The sequence below is a fragment of the Streptomyces sp. NPDC059788 genome, assembly GCF_042732265.1.
Classification (GTDB): domain Bacteria; phylum Actinomycetota; class Actinomycetes; order Streptomycetales; family Streptomycetaceae; genus Streptomyces.
Window position 1 is genome coordinate 1 of the sequence record NZ_JBHWHY010000004.1, and the last position, 20,251, is coordinate 20,251.

15 protein-coding genes are annotated in these 20,251 nt (G+C 68.9%); 8 read left to right on the forward strand and 7 right to left on the reverse strand.

The genetic code is table 11. The annotated features are described in order from the left end of the window. Positions 1-30: 30 nt before the first annotated feature. Complete coding sequence (locus ACFV57_RS04610) at positions 31-1,560, reverse strand: helix-turn-helix domain-containing protein (protein ID WP_385225647.1); 1,530 nt, start codon at positions 1,558-1,560, stop codon at positions 31-33. A 120-nt stretch (positions 1,561-1,680) separates the two neighbouring features. Here ACFV57_RS04610 and ACFV57_RS04615 point away from each other — a divergent pair, with 120 nt between their 5' ends. Both ACFV57_RS04615 and ACFV57_RS04620 read left to right on the forward strand, forming a co-directional pair. Then, positions 1,681-2,736: a hypothetical protein gene (locus ACFV57_RS04615; RefSeq protein WP_385225649.1), complete on the forward strand. Its 1,056-nt coding sequence runs from the start codon at positions 1,681-1,683 to the stop codon at positions 2,734-2,736. A gap of 1 nt (position 2,737) precedes the next feature. Next, entirely contained in the window at positions 2,738-3,097 is a 360-nt protein-coding gene (locus ACFV57_RS04620; RefSeq protein WP_385225651.1) for a GntR family transcriptional regulator, read from the forward strand. 79 nt (positions 3,098-3,176) lie between these two features. Here ACFV57_RS04620 and ACFV57_RS04625 read toward each other — a convergent pair whose 3' ends face one another. From ACFV57_RS04625 to ACFV57_RS04635, 3 genes are all read right to left on the reverse strand, one after another. Then, a complete protein-coding gene (locus tag ACFV57_RS04625; RefSeq protein WP_385225653.1) occupies positions 3,177-4,016 on the reverse strand; it encodes an alpha/beta fold hydrolase in 840 nt (279 codons plus the stop codon). Beyond that, a complete protein-coding gene (locus ACFV57_RS04630) occupies positions 4,013-4,444 on the reverse strand; it encodes a helix-turn-helix domain-containing protein (RefSeq protein WP_385225655.1) in 432 nt (143 codons plus the stop codon). The genes ACFV57_RS04625 and ACFV57_RS04630 overlap by 4 nt, the downstream gene beginning before the upstream one ends. A 100-nt stretch (positions 4,445-4,544) precedes the next feature. Further along, positions 4,545-4,976: an ArsR/SmtB family transcription factor gene (locus ACFV57_RS04635; protein WP_385225657.1), complete on the reverse strand. Its 432-nt coding sequence runs from the start codon at positions 4,974-4,976 to the stop codon at positions 4,545-4,547. Between the two features lie 276 nt (positions 4,977-5,252). Here ACFV57_RS04635 and acnA point away from each other — a divergent pair, with 276 nt between their 5' ends. Continuing rightward, on the forward strand, positions 5,253-7,970 hold the full coding sequence (acnA, locus tag ACFV57_RS04640; RefSeq protein ID WP_385226098.1) for an aconitate hydratase AcnA: 2,718 nt from the start codon (positions 5,253-5,255) through the stop codon (positions 7,968-7,970). A gap of 88 nt (positions 7,971-8,058) precedes the next feature. On the opposite strand, the gene ACFV57_RS04645 is transcribed toward acnA, so the two are convergent. The 3 genes from ACFV57_RS04645 to ACFV57_RS04655 all read right to left on the reverse strand — a co-directional run bounded on the left by ACFV57_RS04645 (position 8,059) and on the right by ACFV57_RS04655 (position 13,641). Next, on the reverse strand, positions 8,059-9,024 hold the full coding sequence (locus tag ACFV57_RS04645) for an FG-GAP repeat domain-containing protein (protein WP_385225659.1): 966 nt from the start codon (positions 9,022-9,024) through the stop codon (positions 8,059-8,061). A 133-nt stretch (positions 9,025-9,157) separates the two neighbouring features. After that, positions 9,158-10,099, reverse strand: a complete 942-nt coding sequence (locus ACFV57_RS04650) for an FG-GAP repeat domain-containing protein (RefSeq protein ID WP_385225661.1) — start codon at positions 10,097-10,099, stop codon at positions 9,158-9,160. 116 nt (positions 10,100-10,215) lie between these two features. Further along, entirely contained in the window at positions 10,216-13,641 is a 3,426-nt protein-coding gene (locus tag ACFV57_RS04655) for a GH92 family glycosyl hydrolase (RefSeq protein WP_385225663.1), read from the reverse strand. 420 nt (positions 13,642-14,061) lie between these two features. Here ACFV57_RS04655 and ngcE point away from each other — a divergent pair, with 420 nt between their 5' ends. From ngcE to ACFV57_RS04680, 5 genes are all read left to right on the forward strand, one after another. Further along, complete coding sequence (gene ngcE / locus ACFV57_RS04660; RefSeq protein ID WP_385225665.1) at positions 14,062-15,504, forward strand: N-acetylglucosamine/diacetylchitobiose ABC transporter substrate-binding protein; 1,443 nt, start codon at positions 14,062-14,064, stop codon at positions 15,502-15,504. 70 nt (positions 15,505-15,574) lie between these two features. Continuing rightward, positions 15,575-16,498, forward strand: a complete 924-nt coding sequence (locus ACFV57_RS04665) for a carbohydrate ABC transporter permease (protein WP_385225667.1) — start codon at positions 15,575-15,577, stop codon at positions 16,496-16,498. Beyond that, positions 16,498-17,397 carry a carbohydrate ABC transporter permease gene (locus ACFV57_RS04670; RefSeq protein WP_385225669.1) on the forward strand — a complete coding sequence of 300 codons (900 nt, stop codon included), beginning with the start codon at positions 16,498-16,500 and terminating at the stop codon, positions 17,395-17,397. Before ACFV57_RS04665 ends, ACFV57_RS04670 begins: the two co-directional genes overlap by 1 nt. A gap of 273 nt (positions 17,398-17,670) precedes the next feature. Continuing rightward, positions 17,671-18,945, forward strand: a complete 1,275-nt coding sequence (locus ACFV57_RS04675; RefSeq protein ID WP_385225671.1) for an ROK family protein — start codon at positions 17,671-17,673, stop codon at positions 18,943-18,945. Between the two features lie 187 nt (positions 18,946-19,132). Then, positions 19,133-20,242 (forward strand): substrate-binding domain-containing protein, encoded by a 1,110-nt coding sequence (locus tag ACFV57_RS04680; protein ID WP_385225673.1) that lies wholly within the window; start codon positions 19,133-19,135, stop codon positions 20,240-20,242. The last annotated feature ends 9 nt before the right edge of the window (positions 20,243-20,251 follow it).

Below are 20,251 nucleotides of genomic sequence, written 5' to 3' on the forward strand. Positions count from 1 at the left end.
GCCGCGGCATGACCGCCGACGACGGCCTGCTCAGATGTCCCGGAAGATCTCGATCTGCGCCCCGATCGAGTTCAGCCGCTCCGCCAGGTCCTCGTACCCCCGGTTGATGACATAGACGTTGCGCAGGACGGACGTGCCCTCGGCGGCCATCATCGCGAGGAGGATGACCACGGCGGGGCGCAGGGCCGGGGGGCACATCATTTCGGCGGAGCGCCAGCGGGTGGGGCCGTCGACCAGGACGCGGTGCGGGTCGAGGAGTTTGACCTGGGCGCCGAGGCGGTTGAGGTCGGTCAGGTAGATCGCGCGGTTGTCGTAGACCCAGTCGTGGATCAGGGTCTGGCCCTGGGCGCTCGCGGCGATGGCCGCGAAGAACGGGACGTTGTCGATGTTCAGCCCGGGGAACGGCATCGGGTGGATCTTGTCCAGCGGCGCCTGGAGCTTGGACGGGAAGACCGTGAGGTCGATGAGCCGGGTGCGGCCGTTGTCGGCGGCGTACTCCGCGCTGCGCTCGTGGTTGAGGCCCATCTCCTCCAGGACCGCGAGTTCGATCTCCAGGAACTCGACCGGGACGCGGCGGATCGTCAGCTCCGACTCGGTGACCACGGCGGCGGCGAGCAGGCTCATCGCCTCGACCGGGTCCTCGGACGGCGCGTAGTCCACGTCGCGGTCGATGTGCGCGACGCCGTGCACGGTCAGAGTGGTGGTGCCGACGCCCTCGACCCGTACGCCCAGCTCCTCCAGGAAGAAGCACAGGTCCTGGACCATGTAGTTGGAGGACGCGTTGCGGATGACGGTGACGCCGTCGTGCCGGGCGGCGGCCAGCAGGGCGTTCTCGGTGACGGTGTCCCCGCGCTCGGTCAGCACGATCGCGCGCTTGGGGGCGATGGAGCGGTCCACGTCGGCGTGGTACGTGCCCTCCGTCGCGGTGATCTCCAGGCCGAAGTGGCGCAGCGCCGTCATGTGCGGCGTGATCGTGCGCGTACCGAGGTCGCAGCCGCCCGCGTACGGGATCTTGAAGTGGTCCATCCGGTGCAGCAGCGGACCCAGGAACATGATGACGCTGCGGGTGCGGCGCGCCGCCTCCGTGTCCATGGCGTCCAGGTCCAGTTCGGCCGGCGGCACGATCTCCAGGTCGTTGCCGTCGTTGATCCAGCGGGTGCGGACGCCGACGCTGCCCAGCACCTCCAGAATCCGGTAGACCTCCTCGATACGGGCCACCCTGCGCAGCGTGGTGCGGCCCGCGTTGAGGAGCGTGGCGCACAGCAGGGCCACGCACGCGTTCTTGCTCGTCTTGACGTCGATGCTGCCGGACAGCTGCCTGCCGCCGACGACGCGGAGATGCATGGGTCCCGCGTACCCGAGCGAGACGATTTCACTGTCCAGTGCCTCGCCGATCCGCGCGATCATCTCAAGGCTGATGTTTTGGTTACCGCGTTCGATGCGGTTGACCGCACTCTGGCTCGTACCGAGCGCTTCCGCGAGCTGCGTCTGGGTCCAGCCCCGATGCTGCCGCGCGTCGCGGATGAGCCTGCCGATACGTACGAGGTAGTCGTCTGCCATGAGGAAGACGGTATCTCACATATGAGATCCGCGAGTAATCGAGTGCCTCCTGTCGTGGTTACCGTGCGGTTCCGGTTCACAGCGACTTGTTCTATGGTAATGCGAACAAAGGAGGCGCTCATGAAGTCCGCGCAAGTCGGGTCCGCTGCTGTGACGTCCGGGACGCGTCCCTGGCGGGCGTTGATCGCCGTACTGCCGTTCCTCCTCGCCGTCACGGTGGTCGTCGCGGTCTTCCAGGCGGTACGGGACCGAATGCCCGAGCCGCTGGCCGTGCACTTCACCGGCGGCGGCACCGGCGACGGCTTCGCCACCACCTCCGATTTCCTCACGATGTGCGTGGGTCTACCAGTCGTCCTGGGCGCCCTCATCGGCGCACTGGTGCTGCGCAACGCGGCGGCGGGCGTGCTGCGCTGGGCGATCGGCGGCGGCTACGCGATGGCGGGCCTGTTCGGCAGCCTGAGCGTCTCGACCCTGCTCGTGAATGCGGACGCCGGCGACGCGTCCGCGGTCCGGTTGCCGCTGACGCACCTGGGTGTGGCCCTGGGCGTCGCCGCCCTCGGCGCGGCGGTGGGGTGGCTGTGCGCCGGGCGCGACCGGGTACGGGCGGACAAGGTGGCCGGGCCGTCGCAGTCGGCGCCGCCGCTGGCCCTCGCGGACGGCGAGACCGTCGGCTGGTCGCGGTCCGTCGGCTCGCCCGTACTGGTCGTCCTCGGCCCCGGGCTCCTCGCCGTCGGCGCGGTCTTCGGCTTCGCGGTGCACTGGGCCGGCGCCGTGGCCTTCGCCTTCGCGGGCCTGACCTGCCTGGTGTTCGCGAGCGTACGGGTCACCGCCGACCGCCGCGGCCTGACCGTCGCCTCACCCGTCGTCCCGCGCCCCCGTCTGCGCATCCCCCTCACCCGCATGGAGGAAGCCGGAGTCCAGTACGTCCGGCCGCTGGCGGACTTCGGCGGCTGGGGATACCGCATCGCGGCCGGGCGCAGCGGCATCGTACTGCGCGCCGGCGAGGCACTCGCGCTGCGGCTGACGGACGGCCGCGTGTTCATGGTGACCGTCGACGACGCGGCCACCGCCGCCGCACTCCTGAACGCGCTCGCCGCCCGTACCGCCGACCCCGATTCCGCCACCGGGCCCGGGTCCGGTGGCGGGGCCGCATCCGACTCGGGACAGGGGAGCTGACATGCTCTTCCGCATCGACCACAGCTCCCCGATCCCGCTCGGCGACCAGATCGCCGCCGCCGTCCGCGGCGCCCTCGCCGAAGGCTCCGTACACACCGGCGAACGGCTGCCGGCGGCCCGCGCGGTCGCCGAGTCGCTGGGCGTCAACGTCCATACGGTGCTGCGGGGATACCAGCGCCTGAAGGACGAGGGGCTGATCGAACTCCGCCGCGGCCGCGGTGCCGTGGTGACCGGCGACGCCTCCCAGGCCCGCGTACGCCTCACCGAACGCGTGGGCCAGCTGGTGGCCGAGGCCCGTACCCTCGGCCTCACCGACGATGAAGTCGTGGCCATGGTGCGCACCGGCCTGTCGACGGGGTGAGGGACGGCTTCGGCGACGACTCGCCCCCACCCCTTCGGACCGGGAGCCGACTCCGGCGAGGCCTCGGCCCCACCACCCCTCACCCGCGCAGGAACTCCAGCACGGCCTCCGTCTGCCCGAAGAGCGCGTGCCCGACCCCCGGCAGCAGCCGCACGGTCGCGTCCGGGATGCACGCGCGTGCGCGCCGGACGGTGCCCGCCGAGTCGAAGAAGGCGTCGTCGGTGCCGGCGATCACCAGCACGGGTAGGTCCAGGCCGCGCAGCGCGTCGTCCGAAAACGACGGCAGCCGCTCCGTACGCGGCTTGAACTGGGTGAACGTCAGCACCACCTGGTCGAGGACGGGCTCCGGGAGCGGCGTGCCGCGGCCCGCGAGGCTCTGCGCCGACCGGCGGATTCCCCGGCGTCCGAGCGGGCGCAGGAGCAGCACCTTGAAGAGCGGCCCCACCCGCTGCTTCCCCAGGCCGCCGGGGCACAGCAGGGCCAGGCGGGTGACCCGGTCCGGACGGCGGACGGCGTAGTCGAGCGCCAGCCAGCCGCCGAGGGAGGTGGCGACGACCGCGGCGGCCGTGACACCCAGTCCGTCCAGTACGTCGTCCAGCCACAGCGCGTACGCGTCCGAGGCGAGGGGCGGGCGGGACGGCGCGCTCAGGCCCGGTTCGCCGATGATGTCGACGGCGTACGTACGGAAGTGCCGGGACCAGGCGGCGGCATCGCCCTGCCATACGGTCGTGTTCGCGCCCGAGCCGTGCAGCAGGACCAGGGGCGGCGCGTCCGGCGGACCGGAGGCGACGACGAAGGTCTCACCCTCGCGGGTCGGCACCCGCAGCCGCTCGGCGGGGACGGGCCAGCCGTCCAGTGCCTCCTGGTAGCGCCGCTGTATCTCCTGCTCGCCGGCCGCGGACTTGTAGATCGTGCTCATGAGTCGAGCACCCCCTCCATGTAGTCGAACAGCCGGGCCGTGTCGCCCAGGCTGCCGATGATGATGACCTTCATCCGGGCCCGCCCCGGGTCGTACGCCGTCTCGATCCGCAGGGGCGGCTCGCCCTGGCTGCGGGCGGCGGCCGAGCCGGTCAGGATCGTGGCCAGCCGGTCCGCGGTGCGGGCGTCGACCGCGTCGATCTCGACGATGCTCGACACCTCGCTGTGCCGCGGCCCTTCGGCCGGCTCACCGGAGTCGGAGGACGCCGGGCGGCCCGTGAACGCCTCCAGGTCCTCGTGGGCGATCCGGTACTGCTTGCCGATGCGGACGGCGGGCAGCCGGCCGTCCCGTACGTAGTTGCGGACCGTGCGTACGTGCAGGCCCAGGCGCTCGGCGACTTGTTCCACGGAGTAGAGACGATCGTTCACGAGAAACGAAGATACCCTAACCTTCCCTATCAAGGGAACGATGGGGAAGGTTAGGGAGTCTGAGGGTGTGAGGGTGCGGTCGCCGGGACTGCTGGTTGGTTCAGCCGATCCGGCCTTCCGTTCCGGACAGCAACTGGGCTCCCAGAGGGGTGACGAGGTGTCGGACGGTGCCGCGATGGCGGTAACTGTCGATGAGGCGTGCCTCCCGCAGCGTCGCGGTGTGTTCCGAGACCGACGCCATGGACAGGCTCAGGCAGTGGGCCAGTTGCGCGGTGCGGCTGTGGGGGCGTTCGGCGACCGCGTCGAGCACTTGCGCGCGGGTACGTCCCACAAGCGACGAAAGAGCGCCCCGCGAGGCGGCTTCGCTCACGGGTACACCCGGCGGGATCTGGCGGTTGAGATCCACCGGTACGGGACAGGCCGGCACCGGTGTGTCGTCGGCATTGAGGAGCGGCCGCGGCCGCATGCCGCAGAAGAAGTGCGGCACCTCGTTCCCGAGCTCCGCGCTGCCCACTCCTACCGGTACGGCCATCCAGCACCCCCGTCGCACCAAGGCGGACGCCCAGGTTCGCTGAGGCGGACGCCCGAACGACTCGCTTCGCCGGGACAGCTCATCGGGCCGGGCGCGCATGACCGCGCGGCGCGGATGTATTAGAGTTATCTCGACATCGAGATATCTGCCGGGAGGCGTACCGCTGCCGCGCTAGTAAGGCTTGCCTAACTTAGCCTTACCTTAGCTGATCGGCAAGGATCTGTGACGGCAGGATTGCGGTGGTACGCGCGAATCATGCATGGAATGGAGACTGTCGTGTCGGCGAACAGCTTCGACGCCCGCAGCACGCTGCAGGTGGGCGACGAGTCGTACGAGATCTTCAGGCTGGACAAGGTCGAGGGCTCCGCCCGCCTTCCCTACAGCCTGAAGGTGCTGCTGGAGAACCTGCTCCGCACCGAGGACGGTGCGAACATCACCGCCGACCACATCCGTGCGCTGGGCGGCTGGGACTCCCAGGCGCAGCCGAGCCAGGAGATCCAGTTCACGCCGGCCCGCGTGATCATGCAGGACTTCACCGGTGTGCCGTGTGTGGTGGACCTCGCGACCATGCGCGAGGCCGTCAAGGAGCTCGGCGGCGACGCCGACAAGATCAACCCGCTGGCGCCGGCCGAGCTGGTCATCGACCACTCCGTCATCGCCGACAAGTTCGGCACCGCCAACGCCTTCCAGCAGAACGTGGAGCTGGAGTACGGCCGCAACAAGGAGCGCTACCAGTTCCTGCGCTGGGGCCAGACCGCCTTCGACGAGTTCAAGGTCGTCCCGCCCGGCACCGGCATCGTCCACCAGGTCAACATCGAGCACCTGGCCCGTACGGTCATGACCCGCAACGGCCAGGCGTACCCGGACACCCTCGTCGGTACCGACTCGCACACCACCATGGTCAACGGCCTGGGCGTACTGGGCTGGGGCGTCGGCGGCATCGAGGCCGAGGCCGCGATGCTGGGCCAGCCGGTCTCCATGCTCATCCCGCGCGTCGTCGGCTTCAAGCTGACCGGTGAGCTCAAGCCCGGTACGACGGCGACGGACCTCGTCCTCACCATCACCGAGATGCTGCGCAAGCACGGTGTCGTCGGCAAGTTCGTCGAGTTCTACGGCGAGGGCGTCGCCGCCACCTCGCTCGCCAACCGCGCCACCATCGGCAACATGTCGCCCGAGTTCGGCTCCACCGCCGCGATCTTCCCGATCGACGACGAGACGCTGAACTACCTGAAGCTGACCGGCCGCTCCGAGCAGCAGGTCGCCCTGGTCGAGGCGTACGCCAAGGAGCAGGGCCTGTGGCTGGACCCGGCCGCCGAGCCGGACTTCTCCGAGAAGCTGGAGCTGGACCTCTCCACGGTCGTCCCGTCGATCGCCGGCCCCAAGCGCCCCCAGGACCGCATCATCCTGGCCGAGGCCGCCCAGCAGTTCACGCAGGACGTGCGCAACTACGTCAGCGAGGCGGACCTCGACGAGGCGGGCAAGGAGTCCTTCCCGGCCTCCGACGCCCCCGCGGTCTCCAACGGCACGCCCAGCAAGCCGACCCAGGTCACGGCGGCCGACGGCTCGGTGTACGAGATCGACCACGGCGCCGTCACGGTCGCCGCGATCACCTCCTGCACCAACACCTCGAACCCCTACGTCATGGTCGCCGCCGCGCTGGTGGCCAAGAAGGCGGTCGAGAAGGGCCTGTCCCGCAAGCCGTGGGTCAAGACCACCCTCGCCCCGGGCTCGAAGGTCGTCACCGACTACTTCGACAAGGCGAACCTGACGCCCTACCTGGACAAGCTGGGCTTCAACCTCGTCGGTTACGGCTGCACCACCTGCATCGGCAACTCCGGTCCGCTGGACGAGGAGATCTCGAAGGCGATCAACGAGGCCGACCTCGCGGTCACCTCGGTGCTCTCCGGCAACCGCAACTTCGAGGGCCGGATCAACCCCGACGTCAAGATGAACTACCTGGCGTCCCCGCCGCTGGTCGTCGCGTACGCCATCGCCGGCTCCATGAAGGTGGACATCACCACCGAGGCGCTGGGCACCGACCAGGACGGCAACCCGGTCTACCTCAAGGACATCTGGCCCTCCGAGGCCGAGGTCAACGACGTCGTGGCCAACGCCATCGGCGAGGACATGTTCTCCAAGTCGTACGAGGACGTCTTCGCGGGCGACGCCCAGTGGCAGGCGCTGCCGATCCCGACCGGCAACACCTTCGAGTGGGACCCGCAGTCCACCTACGTCCGCAAGCCCCCGTACTTCGAGGGCATGACGATGGAGACCAGCCCGGTCTCCGACGTCCAGGGCGCCCGCGTCCTGGCCAAGCTGGGCGACTCGGTCACCACCGACCACATCTCCCCGGCCGGTGCGATCAAGGCCGACACCCCCGCCGGCCAGTACCTCACCGAGCACGGCGTCGAGCGTCGCGACTTCAACAGCTACGGCTCGCGCCGCGGCAACCACGAGGTCATGATCCGCGGCACGTTCGCCAACATCCGCCTGCGCAACCAGATCGCGCCGGGCACCGAGGGCGGTTTCACGCGTGACTTCACGCAGGAGGACGGCCCGGTCTCCTTCATCTACGACGCGTCGCAGAACTACCAGGCCGCCGGCGTCCCGCTGGTCATCCTGGCCGGCAAGGAGTACGGCTCCGGCTCGTCCCGCGACTGGGCGGCCAAGGGCACCGCGCTGCTCGGCGTCAAGGCCGTCATCGCCGAGTCCTACGAGCGCATCCACCGCTCGAACCTGATCGGCATGGGCGTGCTGCCGCTCCAGTTCCCGGAGGGCGCCTCGGCGCAGTCGCTGGGCCTGACCGGCGAGGAGACCTTCGACATCACCGGTGTCACCGCCCTGAACGACGGCGGCATCCCGGAGACCGTCAAGGTCAAGGCTGGCGACGTCGAGTTCGACGCCAAGGTGCGCATCGACACCCCCGGTGAGGCGGACTACTACCGCAACGGCGGCATCATGCAGTACGTGCTGCGCTCGCTGATCCGGAAGTAACCGGCGCCCCCGCTCCGCCGAGCGGGTGAAACCGAAGGGCCGCACCCCCGCGCGGGGGTGCGGCCCTTGTCGGTGCCGGGTGGCCGACTCACCACATCAGGCGGTACATGTTGTAGCCCCAGCCGATCTTGACCGGCGGGGCGAACGGGGCGGCGGGGTCGCCGGTGCCCCGGTAGTACCACAGGCCCCCGTCCGTGTGGCGGGCGAGCAGGTCGGCGCGGCCGTCCTCGTTGATGTCGCCGGTGGACAGGAGGTGGTTGTAGATGTTCCACCCGCCGCCGATCTTCGTACGGGGCTTGAACGGCGCCGTGTAGTCGCCCGTGCCCTCGTACAGCCACAGCACGCCCGCGCGGTCCTTGGCGACGATGTCGGCCCGGCCGTCACCGGTCAGGTCGCCCTGGCCCGCGATGTGGGTGTACTGGTCCCAGCCGCGGCCGATCCGGACGCGCGGGGTCACCGACAGGTCCGGGTAGGCCAGGTACGTCCACAGGACGCCGGCCTTGTCGATGGCGATGATGTCGGATTCCTTGGCGCCGCCGAGGTCGCCCGGGGCCAGGACCTTGTCGTAGATGTTCCAACCGCCGCCGACGGTGCGGTAGTCGGTGTCGGCGATACCGACGTCGCGCAGGGACGTCAGCACACCGTCGAAGTCCCAGTAGTACGTGCCGTCCGAGTAGCCGTCCCTGTTGTTGTCGACCTCGGCGGCGGCCTTCTTGTTGTCGAACAGATCGGTGATCTTGTCGGCAGGCCCGAACCCGCCCTTGCCGTCCGGCGAGTACATGTAGACCCAGCCCTGGCGGTCGATCCCGTTCAAGTGGAAGTAGAACGGCGTGTTCACCTGGCCGGGAGTGGTCACGGCCCGCGCCGCCGCTGAGGACCGCTTCTGCGCCTGTTCCTGCTTCTGTTCCTGCGCCTGCGCCACGGCACGTTCCCGCGCGGCCGGAGCGGAGCCGGGCCCGTCCGCCAGGGCCGTGCCGGCGGTGGTTCCCACCAGGACGGCGGCGAGCAGGGCGGCCGCGGCCCGGGGCATGGTGCGGCCGGTACGAATGGACACGGTGTGTCTCCTGTTGCTGTGTTGCTGTCGTGCTGTCGAAAAGCCGGTGCGGCGCGCCTCGTGGAGACGCGCCGCACCATCACCTCACCGGCACTCGGCCGACCGAAGTCCCCGGCTGCCGGTGTCCTACGGGCTAGAACATCCAGCTGTAGATGTTGTAGCCGAAGCCGATCTTCACGCGCGGCGCGAAGGGCGCCGCGGCGTTGCCGGTGCCCTTGTAGAGCCACAGCGTGCCGTCGTTGCCACGGGCGATCAGGTCCGCGCGGCCGTCGAGGTCCACGTCACCGGTGGAGACGAGGGCGTTGTACGTGTTCCAGCCCGCGCCGATCTTCACGCGCGGCGCGAAGGGCGCCTTGTAGTCGCCGGTGCCCTTGTAGAGCCACAGGACGCCGGAGGAGTCCCGGGCCACGATGTCGGCCCGGCCGTCACCGGTCAGGTCGCCCTTGCCGGCGATCTGGGTGTAGGCGTTCCAGCCGCCACCGATCTTGACGCGCGAGGAGACCTGGCCGTTGGGGTAGCCGAGGTAGGTCCACAGCACGCCCTGGGGGTCGCGGGCGATGATGTCGTACGCCTCGGCGCCGCCGATGTCGCCCGGCGACAGCACCTTGTTGTACATGTTCCAGCCGCCGCCGACCGTGCGGTGCTCGGTGTCCGAGTTGAAGTACAGGTTGCCGGCGTTGTCCCACGCCCACATGCCGTCGCTGGCACCGTCGCCGTCGTTGTCGACCGGCGACGCGGCCTTCAGCAGGTCCCAGCCGGACGTGAGGAACGTGCGCTCGTCGAGCCCGCCGCGGCCGTCCAGGACGTACTGGTACAGGAAGCCGGAGGAGCGCTCGATGCCGAAGAGGCCGAACACGGGGGTCTGCGCCTGCGCCCTGGCACGGGCGGACGCGCCGGCCTTCGGCGCCGCCTGCGCGATCTTGCCGATGTCGACGTTCTTCACCGGGGCGGGTACCGGCGCCGGGGCGCCGGCCACCGCGGCTGAGGCACTCGTGCCGACCAGGGCGGCGGCGATCGCCGCGACAGCCAGGCGCGACAGGGCGCGCCCGCGCTTACGGTCGGGAAGTTTGGCCACGTATTTCTCCATTTGCCATGTGATGAGGCGCGACGCACCTACATCAGGTGCGTCGCGTGATCCTCAGGATCTTTGCACAAGGTCTTCACATGTCAACTGGTTTACGGACGGTCTGATCAATCGGACCCGGAAAGTGGCTGTTTCGGGCCGATCAGCTCGAACTCGGCCAGCGTGGCCCGGTTTGACGGAGTCAGCCGGTAGCGGGTGAAGGTGCCGGGTGTTTTCACCGTGAATACCCGGGTTTGCCGGTCCCAGCTGAAGGACTCGCCCGTACGGCGGTCGAGGGTCCGCCACTTCCCGTGGCGGTCCAGCCCCTCCAGCGCCCAGGCGGTGGGGGCGTCGCCCTTCGCCGCCGAGGTGAGGGTGTACGAGGTCACCCGCGCCGCGGACTTGAGCGTGACCGGGACCGCGTCGAAGGACGCCGAGGTGTCCGACGTGTCGTCCAGCAGAGGGCTGTTGTCCGGCGAGGTCAGATCGCCGTCCGGTACGGGCACCCGGTCGTCGTGCGTGATGGACGACGGCGCCGCGTTCTTGCCGGTGCCCCAGGCGGACGGCCGCGGGCCCATCGCGAATTCCAGGGTGCCGCCGCGTGCGAGCAGAGCGTGCGGCAGTGCGGTGGAATTCCAGGCTTTGCCGTTCACCCGCAGGCCCTGCACGTACACATTGCGGGCGCTGTTGCGCGGGGCCTTGACGACGAGATCGCGGCCGTTCTCCAGATGGACCGTCGCCTTGGTGAACAACGGCGATCCGACCGCGTATTCGGGCGAGCCCATCACCAGCGGATAGAACCCGAGCGCGCTGAAGACGTACCACGCGGACATCTCGCCGTTGTCCTCGTCGCCCGGATAGCCCTGGCCGATCTCGCTGCCCAGATAGAGCCGGGAGAGGGCCTCGCGGACCTTCTCCTGCGTCTTCCACGGCTGCCCGGCCGCGTCATAGGCGTACGCGATGTGGTGCGACGGCTGGTTGCTGTGCCCGTACATGCCCATCCGGGTGTCCCGGGCCTCGGTCATCTCGTGGATGACGTTGTTGTACGAGCCGGCGAATTCCCTCGCGGCGGTTTCCGGGGTGGTGAAGTACGCGTCCAGTTTCTTCGCCAGCCCCGCCCGGCCGCCGTAGAGGTTGGCCAGGCCACGGGTGTCCTGGGGCGCGGTGAACGCGAAGGTCCAGGCGTTGGTCTCGGTGTAGTCGTGGCCCCAGACGCGCGGGTCGAAGCGGTCCGGGGGCAGCCGCCAGTTCCCGGCCGCGTCCTTGCCCTGGAAGAAGCCGACCTTGTCGTCGAAGTGCTCGACGTAGTTACGGGCGCGGTTGAGGAAGTACACGGCCTCTTCCTTGTAGCGCGGCCTCCTGGTCTGCTCGTACAGCTTCTGCCCCATGCGGGCGATGCCGTAGTCGTTGAGATATCCCTCCAGCGCCCAGGACATGCCTTCCTTGGTGTCCGTGCTCGTATAACCGCGGAACGGCGAGGTGGCCATGCCCTTGCGGCCGACACCGGGGCTGGGCGGGGCGACGGTGGCGTTCTTCACCGCCGCGTCATAGGCCGCCGCGGCGTCGAACTTCACGCCTTTTCCGTAGGCGTCGGCGAAGGCCACGTCCGAACTGGTGCCGGTCATCAGATCCGCGTAACCGGGGGAGGACCAGCGGGAGATCCAGCCGCCGTCCTTGTACTGCTGGACGAATCCGTCCACCATTTTCCCCGCCTGCCCGGGCGTGAACAGGGAATAGGCGGGCCAGGTCGTGCGATAGGTGTCCCAGAAGCCGTTGTTGACGTACACCTCGCCGTCGACGATCTTCGAGCCGGTGTGCGCCGGGGAGTCCGGGCCGGTCCGCGGCGAGAACGGGCTCGCGTACCGGGCGCGCGCCCCCACCTGCTCATGCCCCGAGTTCGGGTAGAGGTAGAGCCGGTAGAGGTTGGAGTAGAGCGTGACGAGGCGGTCCCGGCTCGCGCCCTCGACCTCGATACGGCCGAGGATGCCGTCCCACTGGGCGCGGGCGCGGTCCCGGACCCGCTCGAAGGAGTCGCCCGCCGGAATCTCGCGCTCCAGATTCGCGCGCGCCTGGTCGACGCCGATCAGGGAGGTCGCGATGCGCAGCGTGACCGTACGGTCGGCGCCGGGCCGCAGCTTCAGGTAGCCCGTGACGTCCGGGCCACCGCCGCCGCTCAGCCTGCCGCCCGCGGTCACCGGCGTGTCGAGCACGCCGTACACGAACAGCCGGGTGGCGCCGACCGACAGGTTGCTCCGCACGTCCGAGAAGCCGGTGACGACGCCCCGCGCGGTGTCGAGGGTGAGCCCGCCGTTGTTGTTGACGTTGTCGAAGATCAGGTTCGCGTCGTCGCCGGGGAAGGTGAAGCGCATCAGCGCCGCGTGGTCCGTCGGGGCGATGTCCGCCTTGAGGCCGTTGTCGAAGGTGACGCCGTAGTGGTGCGGCTTCGCGGTCTCGTTGGCGTGGTGGAAGGGCAGCGCCCGGGCGGTCCGGCCGGCGTCCGGGGTGCCGGCGGCGACGGACGGCATGACCTGGAAGGTCTGCCGGTCGCCCATCCAGGGGCTCGGCTCGTGACTGGCGGCGAAGGCCTGGAGGGTGGGCAGGTTGGCGGCGTTGTTCTTCCGCGCGTACTCGTACAGCCAGTCGGTGGAGCCCGCGTTGGTCACCGGCGTCCAGAAGTTGAAGCCATGCGGCACGGCGGTGGCCGGGAACGTGTTGCCGCGCGAGAAGCTGCCGCTGGAGTGCGTCCCGCGGGTGGTCGCCACGTAGTCGGCGAGGTGGGCGGGCGGCTTGTCCGCGGCCTCGGGGCCGAGGACGATGTCGTCCACCCAGCCGCGGAAGACCGCGGAGGCCTTCGGCGCGGTGGGGGAGTCGTACGCGACGAGAATGCGGTCGACGGTCTTGCCCGCCGCCACCGCGCCGATGCGCGACTGGCGATGGTTCCACTGGTTGACGTACAGCGTCTTGGCGTCGGCCTGGCCGCGCGGGGTCAGCGGGGCGCCGTTCTGGTCGGTGGCGCGCAGCCCGCTGAGGTAGGTGCCGTCGGTGAAGGCGAGGTCGAGCGCGACGTGGGTCGCGGGATAGCCGAGGTCGGTGGCGGCCATCTCGGGGAAGATCTTGTACGACAGCGAAGTGGCGTCCGTGACGGGCACGTTGACGTCGAAGACCTTGTTGTACGAGTAGCCGCGCCCGGCCGCGGTGTGGGTCCCCGCGTACCGCAGCGCCCGCAGCCCGCTGAAGCCGGCGTTCGTCTTCGCGGTGGGGGAGGAGGTCGGGCCGGAGTCGGGGTGGCTGCTCATGCCGGCGCCCGGACCGCTCTCCGGGCCCACCCCGGAGGTCTTGCCGGCGCCGTCCGGGCCGCTTTCCACGGTGTCCCGCCAGTCCGGCAGCGGGTCGCCGGTTTCGAAGGACGAGCTGAACCGCTGTTCTTCCGGGGGCTTTTGGGGCGAAGCCGCGACGGCGGGCGCGTACGCCGTCAGGACGAGCAGGGCCGCGGCCGCGAGTGCGACGGGGCGAGCCGTGCCGGGCAGGGGTCTGTGCCGGTGTCTGAGCCGCACGCGTACCTCTCAACGGAAGCGACAATTCCCTGTCGGTGACATCGTTGTCAGCTGCTTAATGCAGAGATAAGTAAGGTAGGTGGGGCCTTTGTTGTCAAGGGTGACGCCGCGAGCGGCGGCCAGAAGTTTCCGGCACAAGCGACGCATACCGGCGAGGTCTCAACTCGGGAAAGATGACTGCCCGAACTTGCTTACGATCTTGCCGACTTGACCTGAAGTGGACTATACCTGTCGGCGTCCGATCGACTGTGCGAACGACGTCGCGGACCCGGGGGGACCTGCGGAGCAGCACAAGAAATCGGCCCCGCACATCTCTAGCGTGCCCGGTGCACATCCCGTACAACTCAGCTTCATCTGACCCGCGGTGCCGGGGTGGCTCCGGTACACCGCCTGAGTCCTGAAGAAGGCGAGGACTTGCGCATGGGATTCACCTCAGATTTCAGCCGTCGCGACCTGATCAAGCGGGCCGCGGCGCTCGGAATCGTCACCGTACCGGCCATGAGCGCGCTGTCGGCGTGTGCCGGCGGCGGCGACGGTGGCAACGAGAAGGTCGACAAGGGCCAGAAGTCCGCCAAGAACCCGCTGGCGGTCAATGACAGCGCGGCCCTCGACGTCGTCATCTTCGACGGCGGATTCGGCGACAAATACGCCAAGGACGCCCAGGCCGAATACGTCGCCGCCTTCCCGAAGACCAAGGGCAAGGTCAAGCTCGCCTCCACCCAGAAGATACAGTCCACGCTCCAGCCGCGGTTCAACGGCGGCAACCCCCCGGACCTCGTCGACAACTCCGGCGCGGAACAGATGGACTTCGGCACCCTGGTCTCCAAGAACCAGCTCGCCGACCTCACCCCGCTGCTCGACGCCCCGTCGATCGACGACCCGAACAAGAAGGTGCGCGACACCCTGCGTCCCGGCGTCGTCGAGATGGGTCAGTTCGGCGGCAAGGAAACCTGGATCATGTACTACGCGTACACGGTCTACGGTGTCTGGTATTCCAAGACCAACCTGCAGAAGGTCGCCGACGCGGAATATCCCAAGACCTGGGACGAGATGCTCGCCGTGTGCGAGAAGGCGAAGAAGAAGGGCGTCGCCGGGTGGACCTACCCCGGCAAGTACCCGTACTACCTCCCCTTCAGCCTCTACCCCTTCATCGCCAAGATCGGCGGTGCGGAGGTGCTGCGCAGGATAGACAACCTGGAGCCGAACGCCTGGAAGGACCCGGCCGTCAAGGCCGCCTTCGACGCGTACTACGAGCTGTACAAGAAGGGCTACGTCCTCAAGGGCTCGCCGGGCCTGGACCACCTCCAGTCGCAGAAGGCGTGGGCCGAGGGCAAGGCCCTGTTCATACCCAACGGCTCCTGGGTGGAGAACGAGTCGGCCAAGCAGATCGAGAAGAACCCCGACTTCCAGCTCTCGGTCGGCGCGCCGTCCAGCCTCTCCGGGTCCGACAAGATGCCGTTCGGCACGATCTGGGCGTCCGGCGGCGAGCCGTACATCGTGCCCCGGGAGGCCAAGAACGTCCCCGGCGGCATGGAGATGCTGCGCATCATGCTCAGCAAGAAGTCCTCGCAGAACTTCATCAAGCAGGTCTCCTCGCTCACCTCCCTCAACGGCGGTACGGAGGGCCTGACCCTGCCCCCGGGCCTGGACTCGGCGCAGCAGGCGCTGCAGAAGGCCGGCCAGAACATCGTCAACCCGCGGTTGCAGGACTGGTACGTGGCGCTCCAGAAGGAAAAGATCGGCGTCGGCGCGCTGGGCGAGATGATGGCGGGCCGCATGACTCCCGACGAGGCGATCACCAAGATCCAGAAGTACGCGGACGAGACGCGCGAGGACAGCAGCGTCAAGAAGTACAAGCGCTGACCGGTGCGTCGAACGCGTCGCCGGCGGTGGCATTCACGTCATCCGCGGGGAGAGAACGGGATCGGTAGTCATGCAGCACGGTAAATACCGCTTCATAGCGGGGTTCTTGGTCATCCCGCTGGCGATATACGCGATCTTCGTGATATCGCCGTTCGTGCAGGCGATCTATTACTCCTTCACGGACTGGACCGGCCTGAGCTCGGACATGAAAATGGTCGGGTTCGACAACTACACGCGCCTCTTCAAGGACAGCGTCTTCTGGGCCGCGGTGGGAAACAGCGTGACGCTGTTGCTGCTGCTGCCGGTGGTGACGCTCTCGCTCGGGCTCTTCTTCGCCTTCATGCTCAACGTCGGTGGCCGCCGCAGAAAGAAGGCGGTCATCGGCGGTGTGCGCGGCTCGGGCACGTACAAGATTCTCTACTTCTTCCCGCAGGTGCTGTCGATCCCGATCGTCGCCCTGCTCTTCCAGTTCGCGTACAACCCGGAGAGCGGCGCGCTCAACGCGTTCTTCCAGGCGGTCGGACTGGACAACGTACAGCCGGACTGGCTCGGTGATCCGCAGCTCGCGCTCTGGTGCATCATGGGCGCGATGATCTGGGCCAATGTCGGCTTCTACGTCGTGCTCTTCTCGGCCGGCATGAGTTCCATACCGAAGGACTTCTACGAGGCCGCGCTGCTGGACGGCGCCAACCGGTTCAACACGTTCTTCAGAATCACCCTGCCACTGCTCTGGGACACCGTGCAGACCGGCTGGATCTATATGGGCATTCTGGCCCTGGACGTGTCGGCCTTCGCGTTCGTGCAGATCATGAGCGTCGGGCCGGGCGGACCCGACTATTCCACCGAGGTGCTGCCGCTGTACGTCTATCAGAAGACCTTCCGCGACGGTCAGGCCGGTTACGCCACCTCGATCGGCGTCTCCCTGCTGATAGTGACCCTGATCTTCTCGGCCATCGTCATGCGGCTGGGCCGGCGCGAGCGACTGGAGTTCTGATGAGCGTGCAGACCAAGCCCCCGGCCGTGACGGGCCGGGGCGGCGCGGGCGGCAAGGGCGCGGAGGGCGGTGAGGGCCGGGTCCTGAACGTCTTCTCGCACGGAGTCCTGGTCATCTGGGGCCTGTTGGTGACCATGCCGCTGCTGTGGGCGGTGGTCAGCTCCTTCAAGGACGACGGGGAGATCTTCGGCTCGCCCTGGGGGCTGCCGTCGGCGCTGCACTTCGACAACTGGGCCCGTGCCTGGGACAAGGCCAACATGGGCCAGTACTTCTTCAACTCGCTGATCGTGGTCGGCGGGTCGCTGATCGGCACCATGCTGCTGGGGGCGATGGCGGCGTACGTACTGGCCCGGTTCGACTTCCCGGGCAACCGCTTCATCTACTTCCTGTTCGTGGGCGGGATGGGCTTCCCGATCATCCTCGCCCTGGTCCCGCTGTTCTTCGTCATGAAGAACATGGCCCTGCTGGACACCTACCACGGCCTGATCCTGGTCTACATCGGGTACTCCCTGCCCTTCACCGTCTTCTTCCTCAGCGGGTTCTTCAAAACGCTGCCGACGTCGGTGGCGGAGGCCGCGCTCATCGACGGCGCGTCCCACACGCGGACGTTCTTCCAGGTCATGCTGCCGATGGCCAAGCCGGGACTGATCAGCGTCGGCATCTTCAACTTCCTGGGGCAGTGGAACCAGTACCTGCTGCCGACGGTGCTGAACGTCGGCGACCCGGACAAGAAGATGCTGACCCAGGGCCTGGTCGCGCTGGCGGTCAGCCAGGGGTACAAGGGCGACTGGTCCGGCCTGTTCGCGGGCCTGACCATCGCCATGCTGCCGGTGCTCGCCGCGTACATCATCTTCCAGCGGCAGGTGGTGGCGGGCCTGACGGCGGGCGCCCTGAAGTAGCCCCGCACCCCGGCGTACGCGCCCGCTTCCGGCAGGCCGTACGCCCGTACGGCACAGTGGTGGCCCCCGCCGTCCCGCGGGGGCCACCATGGCGCCTGCCGGACGACCGGGTTTTGGCCACAGGCCCGGTGCACCCGGTCGAGGACTTGACGGAACCGGACCCGGGCACGTCAGCTTAGATTCACATGTTGGAGACAAGCCGGGTCCCGTCGGTGTGGCCCGGCCGGCGGCCGGTCGTCGTGCCGGGCGCTACAGGCGGGAGTGGATGAGTCGATGGAGACTCCGGGTTCGCAGTCCTCGCTGCACCGGGCCAATCTGGAGCGGGTCGTACGCGCGGTGCGCATGGCGGGCTCGCTCACCCAGGCGGAGATCGCCCGGAGTACGGGCCTGTCGGCGGCCACGGTCTCCAACATCGTGCGGGAACTGAAGGACGCCGGGACCGTCGAGGTCACGCCGACCTCGGCCGGCGGCCGCCGGGCCCGCAGCGTCTCGCTCTCCGGCGACGCCGGCATCGTCGTGGGCGTCGACTTCGGCCATTCCCACCTGCGGGTCGCGGTCGGCAACCTCGCCCACCAGGTGCTCGCCGAGGAGACCGAGCCGATCGACGTGGACGCCTCCGCCGCGGAGGGCTTCGACCGGGCCGAGCGCCTGGTGAACCGGCTGATCGAGGCGACCGGCGTCGGTCCGGGCAAGGTCATCGGCGTCGGCCTCGGCGTCCCGGGCCCCATCGACGTGGAGTCCGGCACGCTCGGCTCGACCGCCATCCTGCCGGGCTGGGGCGGCACGAATCCGGGCGAGGAGCTGTCCGGCCGGCTCGGCGTCGGCGTGTACGTCGACAACGACGCCAACCTCGGCGCGCTCGGCGAACTGGTCTGGGGCAGCGGACGCGGCGCCGCCGACCTGGCGTACATCAAGGTCGCCAGCGGCGTCGGCGCCGGCCTGGTCATCAGCGGCCAGATCTACCGGGGGCCGGGCGGCACCGCGGGCGAGATCGGGCACATCACGCTCGACGAGTCCGGGCCGGTGTGCCGCTGCGGCAACCGCGGCTGCCTGGAGACCTTCACCGCCGCCCGCTACGTGCTCCCGCTGCTCCAGCCCAGCCACGGCCCCGACCTGACCATGGCGGAGGTGGTCCGGCTGGCCCGGGAGGGCGACCCCGGGTGCCGCCGGGTGATCGCGGACGTGGGGCGGCACATCGGCAGCGGCGTGGCCAACCTGTGCAACCTGCTCAACCCGAGCCGGGTGGTGCTCGGCGGCGACCTCGCGGAGGCCGGGGAGCTGGTGCTCGGGCCGATAAGGGAGTCGGTGTCGCGGTACGCGATCCCCAGCGCCGCGCGGCAGTTGGGGATCGTCCCCGGGACGCTCGGGGGCCGCGCCGAGGTGCTCGGGGCGCTGGCGCTCGTACTGAGCGAGATGGGCGACTCGACGCTGCTGGACGGCACGCTGCCGGCCGAGGGCGCCGGGCAGCCGGGCGGGCGGAACCCCGGTGTACCGGCGGTCGCGGCCGCCCGCCCCGCGGACAGCACCGGCACCTCTGCCATTGCCTGACGTATACGGGGCACACTGCGTATACGGGGCGCACTGCCGTACACGAGGCACGCTGAGTTCACACAGCTAACGCATGGCACCGTTGTCATCTCGTTAAGTATTTACTCCTTGACGGTCTGCGAGCGGCCGAGTTGACTTCCAGCCACCTCGGCCGCAACGACGCGGCCTCGTCAGGGAGGTTTTCACCGTGAACACGCACCTGCGTCGTGCTGCCGTGGCCGCGGCCGCCGTCTCGATGGCCGCCGGACTCGCCGCCTGCGGCTCCGCCAAGGAGGCCGGCGGCGACGGGGACACCAAGAAGGACAAGAAGGGGCCGCTGACCATCGGCCTCCTGCTGCCCGAGAACCAGACCGCGCGCTACGAGCGGTTCGACAAGCCGCTGATCGAGAAGAAGATCCGCGAACTGGCGGGCAAGGACACCGAGATCCTCTACGACAACGCCAAGCAGGACCCCTCCGTCCAGCAGCAGCAGGTCGACACGATGATCACGAAGAAGGTCGACGCGCTGATCCTGGACGCGGTGGACGCCAAGTCCATCGCCGTCTCGGTCAAGAAGGCGAACGACAAGGGCATACCGGTCGTCGCCTACGACCGGCTGGCCGAGGGCCCGATCAAGGCGTACACCTCCGTCGACAACGAGCGGGTCGGCCGTATCCAGGGCGAGTCGCTGCTGAAGGCGCTCGGCGACAACGCCGGCCAGGGCGAGATCGTCATGATGAACGGGTCGATCACCGACCCGAACGCCAAGATGTACAAGGACGGCGCGCACTCCGTACTCGACGGCAAGGTCAAGATCGGCAAGGAGTACGACACCAAGGAGTGGAAGCCGGAGAACGCCAACGAGAACATGAAGGGCGCCATCTCCTCGCTCGGCAAGGACAAGATCGTCGGCGTCTACTCCGCCAACGACGGCATGGCGGGCGGCATCATCACCGCCCTCAAGAGCGCCGGGTTCACCAAGCTGCCGCCGGTCACCGGCCAGGACGCGGAACTCTCCGCCGTCCAGCGCATCCTCCAGGGCGAACAGTTCATGAGCGTCTACAAGCCCTACCAGCCCGAGGCCGACGCCGCCGCGTCGATGGCCGTCGCGCTCGCCCAGGGCAAGAAGCTGGACTCGATCGCCAAGTCCACCGTCGACAGCGCCACCGAGAAGAAGGTGCCGTCCGTCATCGTGACGCCCTTCGCGCTGACCAAGGCTGATATTTCCAAGTATGTCGGCCAAGAAGGCTTCTTCACCAAGGCCGAGATCTGCACCGCCAAGTTCCAGTCCGCCTGCGCCCAGGCCGGCCTGAAGTAAGCCTGCCGT

Coding starts and splice junctions, on each gene's coding strand:
- ACFV57_RS04625 (WP_385225653.1), bottom strand. CDS start 4,016: ATGAGCACGATCTACAAGTCCGCGGCCGGCGAGCAGGAGATACAGCGG.
- ngcE (WP_385225665.1), top strand. CDS start 14,062: ATGGGATTCACCTCAGATTTCAGCCGTCGCGACCTGATCAAGCGGGCC.
- ACFV57_RS04670 (WP_385225669.1), top strand. CDS start 16,498: ATGAGCGTGCAGACCAAGCCCCCGGCCGTGACGGGCCGGGGCGGCGCG.
- ACFV57_RS04615 (WP_385225649.1), top strand. CDS start 1,681: ATGAAGTCCGCGCAAGTCGGGTCCGCTGCTGTGACGTCCGGGACGCGT.
- ACFV57_RS04675 (WP_385225671.1), top strand. CDS start 17,671: ATGGAGACTCCGGGTTCGCAGTCCTCGCTGCACCGGGCCAATCTGGAG.
- ACFV57_RS04620 (WP_385225651.1), top strand. CDS start 2,738: ATGCTCTTCCGCATCGACCACAGCTCCCCGATCCCGCTCGGCGACCAG.
- ACFV57_RS04635 (WP_385225657.1), bottom strand. CDS start 4,976: ATGGCCGTACCGGTAGGAGTGGGCAGCGCGGAGCTCGGGAACGAGGTG.
- ACFV57_RS04665 (WP_385225667.1), top strand. CDS start 15,575: ATGCAGCACGGTAAATACCGCTTCATAGCGGGGTTCTTGGTCATCCCG.
- ACFV57_RS04610 (WP_385225647.1), bottom strand. CDS start 1,560: ATGGCAGACGACTACCTCGTACGTATCGGCAGGCTCATCCGCGACGCG.